The sequence below is a fragment of the Xenophilus sp. genome, from assembly GCF_044462705.1.
In the GTDB taxonomy this organism is placed as follows: domain Bacteria; phylum Pseudomonadota; class Gammaproteobacteria; order Burkholderiales; family Burkholderiaceae_C; genus Xenophilus; species Xenophilus azovorans.
On the sequence record NZ_JBIQNC010000228.1, the window covers coordinates 1 to 7,176 of the forward strand.

General features: G+C 73.1%; 8 protein-coding genes. 5 read left to right on the forward strand and 3 right to left on the reverse strand.

Annotated elements, in window-relative coordinates; genetic code table 11:
• The 3 genes from ACIY1X_RS22960 to ACIY1X_RS22970 form a co-directional block, all read left to right on the forward strand.
• Window positions 1-455 (forward strand): 3-hydroxyacyl-CoA dehydrogenase family protein (locus tag ACIY1X_RS22960; RefSeq protein ID WP_399685100.1); only part of this gene is annotated, 455 nt, incomplete at its 5' end.
• A 16-nt stretch (window positions 456-471) separates the two neighbouring features.
• Window positions 472-2,280, forward strand: a complete 1,809-nt coding sequence (locus tag ACIY1X_RS22965; protein ID WP_399685103.1) for a feruloyl-CoA synthase — start codon at window positions 472-474, stop codon at window positions 2,278-2,280.
• Between the two features lie 95 nt (window positions 2,281-2,375).
• Window positions 2,376-3,089: a glutathione S-transferase C-terminal domain-containing protein gene (locus ACIY1X_RS22970; RefSeq protein ID WP_399685106.1), complete on the forward strand. Its 714-nt coding sequence runs from the start codon at window positions 2,376-2,378 to the stop codon at window positions 3,087-3,089.
• A gap of 6 nt (window positions 3,090-3,095) precedes the next feature.
• On the opposite strand, the gene ACIY1X_RS22975 is transcribed toward ACIY1X_RS22970, so the two are convergent.
• The 3 genes from ACIY1X_RS22975 to ACIY1X_RS22985 form a co-directional block, all read right to left on the reverse strand.
• Window positions 3,096-3,461: a hypothetical protein gene (locus ACIY1X_RS22975; protein WP_399685108.1), complete on the reverse strand. Its 366-nt coding sequence runs from the start codon at window positions 3,459-3,461 to the stop codon at window positions 3,096-3,098.
• A 23-nt stretch (window positions 3,462-3,484) separates the two neighbouring features.
• Window positions 3,485-3,772, reverse strand: coding sequence for a hypothetical protein (locus tag ACIY1X_RS22980; protein WP_038202599.1), 288 nt, complete (start codon window positions 3,770-3,772; stop codon window positions 3,485-3,487).
• A 133-nt stretch (window positions 3,773-3,905) separates the two neighbouring features.
• Window positions 3,906-5,321, reverse strand: coding sequence for a hypothetical protein (locus ACIY1X_RS22985; protein WP_399685111.1), 1,416 nt, complete (start codon window positions 5,319-5,321; stop codon window positions 3,906-3,908).
• Window positions 5,322-5,428: 107 nt separating this feature from the next.
• On the opposite strand from ACIY1X_RS22985, the gene ACIY1X_RS22990 reads away from it, so the two are divergent.
• On the forward strand, window positions 5,429-5,851 hold the full coding sequence (locus tag ACIY1X_RS22990; protein ID WP_038202594.1) for a PaaI family thioesterase: 423 nt from the start codon (window positions 5,429-5,431) through the stop codon (window positions 5,849-5,851).
• Window positions 5,852-5,891: 40 nt separating this feature from the next.
• Complete coding sequence (locus ACIY1X_RS22995) at window positions 5,892-7,175, forward strand: solute carrier family 23 protein (RefSeq protein ID WP_399685114.1); 1,284 nt, start codon at window positions 5,892-5,894, stop codon at window positions 7,173-7,175.
• The last annotated feature ends 1 nt before the right edge of the window (window position 7,176 follow it).

A 7,176-nucleotide genomic window follows, 5' to 3' on the forward strand; every position in this document is an offset into this window, starting at 1 on the left:
TCCGGCGCGCGATGGACTTCTACGCCGCGCTCGGCAAGCGGCCGATCCACGTGCGGCGCGAGGTCCTCGGCCACATCGCCAACCGGCTGCAGGCCGCGCTGTGGCGCGAGGCCTTCCACCTGGTCGACCAGGGCGTGGCCAGCGTGGCCGACATCGACACCGCCATCGCGCACGGCCCCGGCCTGCGCTGGGCGCTGATGGGGCCCTTCATGAACCTGCACCTCTCGGGCGGGGAGGGCGGCATGGCGCACCTGCTGGAGCACCTGGGCGGCCCGATCGAGAGCTGGTGGCGCGACCTGGGCGACCCCTCGATGACGGCGGAACTGAAGGGCCGCGTGGTGCAGGGCGTGGCCGACGAGCGCGGCGCACGCAGGGAAGAAGCGCTGGAGCGCACCCGCGACGACCTGCTGATCGACCTGATCCGCGCCAAGGGCGCCGGCGGTACGCTGCCGTAGAGGAGACGACAAGCCCATGCAAGCCATCGACTTCCTGGCCGACCCGGCGCAGGTCGCGCCGCCGCGCACCGTGCGCATCGACTTCGACGACGGCAGCTTCTCGCTGCGCTCGCCTGTCGCGCTGCAACCCTACGCCCGCTGCATCGGCGAATGGGTCGAGCGCTGGGCGCGCGAGACGCCCGACGCCATTGCGCTGGCCGAACGCACGCCCGACGGCGACGGCTGGCGGCGCCTCACCTACGGCGAACTGCGGCGCGACGTCGGCCGCGTGGCGCAGGCCCTGCTCGACCTGGACCTGCCGCCCCAGCGGCCCATCGCCATCCTCTCCGACAACGCCATCGATCACGCCGTGGTGATGCTCGCGACGATGCACATCGGCCGCGCGAGCTGTTCGCTGTCGAGCGCCTATTCGCGGCTGACCCAGGACTTCGGCCGCCTGCGTGGCATGCTGCAGTTGCTGGGCCCGGCGCTGGTCTATGCCGCCGATGCGAAGGTCTACGGGCCCGCCATCGCCGCCTGCGACCTGGACGTGCCCTGCGTCTTCAGCGCGAACGCGGACCAGTGGCCTGGCGGCCTCGACCTCGCCGCGCTGCGCGCCACGCCCGAGACGCCGGCCGTGCGCGAGGCCTTCGAGGCGATCACGCCCGAGACGCACGCCAAGTACCTGCTGACCTCCGGATCCACCGGCCATCCCAAGGCGGCCGTCAACACGCACCGCATGCTGTGCGCCAACCAGCAGATGATGGCGCAGACCTGGCGCTTCCTCGAACGGGAAAGGCCGGTGCTGGTGGACTGGCTGCCCTGGAGCCACACCTTCGGCGGCAACCACAACCTGCACATGGTGCTGGCGCACGGCGGCGCGCTCTACATCGACGAGGGCCGGCCCGCGCCGGGCCTGGTCGAGAAGACCGCGCGCAACCTGCGCGAGGTGAAGCCCACGCTGTGGTTCAACGTGCCGCGCGGCTTCGACATGATGCTGCCGCTGATGGAGGCCGACGAGGCGCTGGCCGCGGACGTGCTCTCGCGCCTGCGGCTGGCCTTCTACGCGGCGGCGGCGCTGTCGCCCTCGACCTGGCAGCGCCTGCAGGCGCTGGCCGAGCGCGTGCGGCCCGGCCGGCCGCTGTGGCTCACCACCTCCTGGGGCTGCACCGAGACCTCGCCGGCCATCACCTCGGCGCACTGGGCGCTCGACGGCGCCGGCTGCATCGGCAACCCGCTGCCCGGCATGGAAGTGCGCTTCGTGCCCAACGGCGGCAAGCTGGAAATGCGCATCAAGGGCGTCTCCGTCTTCCCCGGCTACCGCGACATGCCGCGCGAGACGGCGGCCGCCTTCGACGCCGAGGGCTACTACCGCATCGGCGACGCCGGCCGACTGCTCGACATCGAGCGGCCCGAACGCGGCATCGTGTTCGACGGCCGCGTGGCGGAGGACTTCAAGCTCGGCAGCGGCACCTGGGTCTCGGTCGGTCCGCTGCGCATCGAGCTGGTGTCGCAGCTCACGCCCTGGGTGCAGGACCTGGTGCTCACCGGCCACGACCGCGAGGCCGTCGGCCTGCTGGTCTTCCCCAGCCCGCAGGGCGCGGCCGAGCCGGCGAAGCTGGCCGAGGCGCTGCGCACCGTGCTGCGCCGGCGGCTGGACGAGGGCCTGGGCTCGGCCCGCTGTCCCACCCGCGCCCTGGTGCTCGACGCGCCGCCGCACGCCGACAGCGGCGAGATCACCGACAAGGGCTACATCAACCAGCGTGCCGTGCTGGCGCGGCGGGCCGACCAGGTCGCGCGGCTGCATGCCGAGGCGCCGGATGCTGAGGTGATCGTGGCGGGTTGAGGCGCCGCGGCCGGGTCTTCCGGCGAAGGGACGTGCCGGCGCATTCCTCGCCCTTCTGGCATCCTGCACCTTTTCGCCCGGAGACCTCGCCGCCCATGACCACCAACCTGTCCGCCTTCCCCATCACGAAGAAATGGCCCGCCCGGCACCCTGACCGCATCCAGCTCTACTCGCTGCCCACGCCCAACGGCGTGAAGGCGTCGATCATGCTGGAGGAGTGCGGCCTGCCCTACGAGCCGCACCGCGTGGACTTCGGCAGCAACGACCAGCTCTCGCCCGAGTTCGTCTCGCTCAACCCGAACAACAAGATTCCCGCCATCATCGACCCTGACGGTCCGGACGGGCAGCCGCTGGCGCTCTTCGAGTCGGGCGCGATCCTCATGTACCTGGCCGACAAGACGGGCCGCTTCATCCCGCAGGACGCGGCCGCGCGCTGGCACACGCTGCAGTGGGTGATGTTCCAGATGGGTGGGATCGGGCCCATGTTCGGCCAGCTCGGCTTCTTCCACAAGTTCGCCGGCAAGGACTACGAGGACAAGCGCCCGCGCGACCGCTACGTGGCGGAAGCCAAGCGCCTGCTGGGCGTGCTCGACAGGCACCTGGCGGGCCGCGACTGGATCATGGGCAGCGAGTACACGGTGGCCGACATCGCGGCCTTCCCGTGGGTGCGCAACCTGATCGGCTTCTACGAGGCACGCGAACTGGTGGGCTTCGACGACTTCGCCAACGTGACGCGCGTGCTCGACGCCTTCGTCCGGCGGCCGGCGGTGGAGCGCGGGCTGCAGATCCCCGCACCGCCCAAGGCCTGACGCCGCTCAGCGCAGGAAGGGCAGCCGCAGCAGCGCATGCCGCTGCCGGCGCCGCCTGCCGAGCAGCGCGGCCAGGCCCAGGCCGAGCAGCGCCGAGGAGGCGGCCATCGCCAGCGCCGGCGTGCGCCATGAGGCGGCGCGTGCCGGCCGGGGCGCGGCGCCGCGGCTGGCGGCCTCGGGGGAGGGCGTCGGGCTGATGGTCACCGACACCGGGTCGCTGGCCGGGAAGGAGGCCTCGATGCCTTCGTCCAGCGTCTGCTCGTCGGGCTCCCGCCGCTCGGGCGTGGGCACCTTCTCGGCGGCCTCGGGCCGCTTGGCGGTGGGGAAGCGGAAGGCGTCGCCGCGCGGTGCGTCGTCGGCAGGGGTGGTCATGGCCGTCTCCTTGGGGGAAGGTGTCATCGGTGCATCGGGTCGTCGTCCGGCAGCTCGGCGCTGCGCTGCAGCCGGGCGCGCTCCAGCTTGAGCGTCAGGGCCAGGTGCCGCGCACGGGCCGCCTCGTCGTCCTCGCGCGGATCGCGCAGGAAGCGCAGGTACTCGTCGCTCTCCTCGGCGCTCAGGCCGGCCAGCACCTCGTTGCCCTCGGCGGTGACGGCCAGGGCGCCGGTGCGGGCCAGCTCGTCGTGCTCCTCCGGCGCCAGCGAGAGCGGCGTGATGGGCGCGGAGGACGGACGGGTTCGGTTCATGGCGGCACCTCGCGGGGGCGGCAGGCAACGGCCTTTTCGCGGCCGGCCCGGCTTGGTTTCCAGCCTAGCGCATGCCGGCGCCGGCGGTGTGGGACGTGGCTGCGATGCGGGTAGGAGGAAGCGCACCCCTGCATCACCGGCGGGCGGGCCCGGCCGGCGGCGCCTGCTCCTTCGGCTGCCTTTCCTCCCTCTCCCGCTCCTCATCGTCGTCGTCGAACCACTGCTCAAGCTGCTGCCCGATGCGCGCGCCGATGACCGCCCCCGCGCCCGGGAGCACCGCGTTGCCGGCCGCGGCGCCGGCCAGCGCCCCGCCGGACAGCGACAGTTGCGGCGCGTCCAGCGTGCCGCCCAGGCGCAGCGGCATGCCGACCACGCCGTCGACCAGGTCCACCGCGATGTCGCCCGACAGCCGGCGGTTGAGCACCTGCACGCGGCCGCTGGCGCCGAGCACGCCCGAGCGCGCCTTGAGCCCGCTGTAGCGCAGGCGCACGCCGTCGCCGGTGGACCGGGTGTCGAGCACGCCGGTGAGTTCGTCCAGCACGGTCTGCCCCTCGCGCTGGCGGCCGGCGGTGCGCACGGTGCGCGCGAGGTCGAAATGCCGCAGCGTCGCCGGGCGCACCGTGAAGCGGGTGCGGGTGTGCAGGCTGCGCACCAGCTCGCCCACCCGGCCGCCCTCGGCCTCCAGCGTCGTCTCGCCGTCGACGCGGCCCGACACGGCCGAGCGCCGGCCGAAGGCGCCCACCAGCGCTTCCAGGTCCACACCGCGCGGCGACAGCGCAGCCTGCAGGCGCAGGCGGCCCTGCCGCGGACCCGTCAGCGTGGCCTCGCCGTTCCAGGTGCCGCCGCCCACGTCGATGTCCACGCGCCAGCGCTCGGTGAGCATGTCGCCGCGGCCGTCGCTGTCGTCGTAGCGCTCCTCCTGGCGCGCCAGGCGCAGCCGGGCGGGCGGCGTCACGCCCGGCCGCTCGACCACGGCGCGGCGCGGGCGCCATTGCGTGCCGAACTCGACCTCGCCGTCGTAGGCCAGGGCGATGCCGCGGCGGTCGATCCAGGTGGCGTCGCGGAACACGACGCGCTGCACCGGGACCGGCGCCAGCGTCCATCCGCCGCCCGCCGGCGCCTCGCCGGCCGCCGCTTCGCGCCCGCGGAAGGCCCGCACCGAGGCGCGCGGCAGCACCAGGCCCTCGGCTTCCACGCGCACGAGTTCGATGCGGCGCGACAGCGCGGCGCGCCACGAGGGATAGGCCGCGAGGCGGCGCAGCGTGATCGGCTGCGGCTGGCGGGTGGCGACCTGCTCGAAGACGATGACCGGCGCCGGCCGCAGCGCCCAGTGCGCGCCGCCCACGTTCACGGCGACGCCGAAGCGCCGCTCGAACTCCGCCGCCGCGCGCCGGGCCAGTGCCTCATCGTCCGGCAGCCAGGCCGCCAGCAGCGCGATGCCGGCCAGCAGCAGCACCGCCAGCGCCGCCGCCGCGACGGCCAGCCCGCGCAGCACGCGGCGGCCCGCCGGCGAGCGGACGGCTGCGGTGCCCGGTGCGGGAGTGGCCATGCATCCACTTATAGCCCTCGCCCCGCAGCGCCGCCAGCGGCGGCTGGCTATAGTCTCGCGACCCGGCGCCCGCCGCCGTTCCGGCGCCATGTTTTTTCGGAGAGCGCATGCGCATCTGGCAAAAAGAGATCTCGGTCGACATCCTCACCCGCGGCCAGGCCGGCACGGCGGCAGCACACCTGGGCATCGAGTTCCTCGAGGTGGGCGACGAGCACATCACCGCCCGCGTGCCGGTGGACGAGCGCACCCGCCAGCCCTACGGCATCCTGCACGGCGGCGTGTCGGTGGTGCTGGCCGAGACGCTGGGCTCCTGCGGGGCGCACTTCTCCGTCCCCGAAGGCGAGCGCGCCGTGGGCCTGGACATCAACGCCAACCACCTGCGCGCCGCCGCCAGCGGCTGGGTGACCGGCACCGCGCGGCCGGTGCACCGCGGCCGCAGCACGCAGGTCTGGCAGATCGAGCTGCGCAACGACGCCGGCGAGCTGACCTGCGTCTCGCGCCTGACCATGGCGATCCTGCAGCCGCGCTGAGCCTTCCCTCTTTTCAACAACAACACCCGAGGAGATGTCCATGAGCCTGTTCAGCTGGCGCGAAGTCGCCATGAGCCCCGGCGCCGTCGTCGCGCCCGACGAGCGCCTGCCCTGGCCGCAGACGGCCGCGATGGGCGTGCAGCACGTGATCGCCATGTTCGGCGCCACCGTGCTGGCGCCGATCCTGATGGGCTTCTCGCCCAACATCGCGATCCTGATGAGCGGCATCGGCACGCTGATCTTCTTCCTCGTCACCGGCGGGCGGGTGCCCAGCTACCTGGGTTCGAGCTTCGCCTTCATCGGCGTGGTGATCGCGGCCACCGGCTACGGCGGCCAGGGGCCCAACGCCAACCTCGCGGTCGCGCTGGGCGGCATCGTCGCCTGCGGCGTGCTCTACATCGTCATCGGCGCGATCGTGCAGGCCGTCGGCACCGGCTGGATCGAGCGCTTCATGCCGCCGGTGGTCACCGGCGCCGTGGTGGCGGTGATCGGCCTGAACCTCGCGCAGGTGCCGATCAAGAACATGGCGCCCACCAACTTCGATGCCTGGATGCAGGCCGTGACCTTCCTCAGCGTCGGCCTGGTGGCGGTGTTCACGCGCGGCATGGTGCAGCGTCTGCTGATCCTGGTGGGGCTGCTGCTGGCCAGCGTGGTCTACGCGCTGCTGACCAACGGGCTGGGCCTGGGCAAGCCGATGGACTTCTCCGGCATCGCCGCGGCGGCCTGGTTCGGCGCGCCGACCTTCACCACGCCGGTGTTCGAGGCCGGCGCGATGCTGCTGATCGCGCCGGTGGCGATCATCCTGGTGGCCGAGAACCTGGGCCACCTGAAGGCGGTGACGGCCATGACCGGCCGCAACCTCGACCCGCTGATCGGCCGCGCCTTCATCGGCGACGGCATCGCCACGGTGGTCAGCGGCGGCGCGGGCGGCACCGGCGTGACCACCTACGCCGAGAACATCGGCGTGATGGCGGCCACGCGCATCTACTCCACCGCGGTGTTCGTGGTGGCGGCGCTGATCGCGCTGCTGCTGGGCTTCTCGCCGAAGTTCGGCGCGCTGATCCAGGCGATCCCGCTGCCGGTGATGGGCGGCGTGAGCATCGTGGTGTTCGGCCTGATCGCGGTGGCCGGCGCCAAGATCTGGGTCGACAACAAGGTGGACTTCTCGCAGAACCGCAACCTCATCGTCGCGGCCATCACGCTGATCCTGGGCACCGGCGACTTCACGCTGAAGTTCGGCCAGTTCGCGCTGGGCGGCATCGGCACCGCGACCTTCGGCGCGATCATCCTCTGGGCCCTGCTCGGGCGCTCGCGCAACGCCTGAG

What these genes read in the sequence shown, in the direction of transcription:
- ACIY1X_RS22965 (WP_399685103.1), top strand. Translation starts at nt 472, where the DNA reads ATGCAAGCCATCGACTTCCTGGCCGACCCGGCGCAGGTCGCGCCGCCG.
- ACIY1X_RS22970 (WP_399685106.1), top strand. Translation starts at nt 2,376, where the DNA reads ATGACCACCAACCTGTCCGCCTTCCCCATCACGAAGAAATGGCCCGCC.
- ACIY1X_RS22975 (WP_399685108.1), bottom strand. Translation starts at nt 3,461, where the DNA reads ATGACCACCCCTGCCGACGACGCACCGCGCGGCGACGCCTTCCGCTTC.
- ACIY1X_RS22980 (WP_038202599.1), bottom strand. Translation starts at nt 3,772, where the DNA reads ATGAACCGAACCCGTCCGTCCTCCGCGCCCATCACGCCGCTCTCGCTG.
- ACIY1X_RS22985 (WP_399685111.1), bottom strand. Translation starts at nt 5,321, where the DNA reads ATGGCCACTCCCGCACCGGGCACCGCAGCCGTCCGCTCGCCGGCGGGC.
- ACIY1X_RS22990 (WP_038202594.1), top strand. Translation starts at nt 5,429, where the DNA reads ATGCGCATCTGGCAAAAAGAGATCTCGGTCGACATCCTCACCCGCGGC.
- ACIY1X_RS22995 (WP_399685114.1), top strand. Translation starts at nt 5,892, where the DNA reads ATGAGCCTGTTCAGCTGGCGCGAAGTCGCCATGAGCCCCGGCGCCGTC.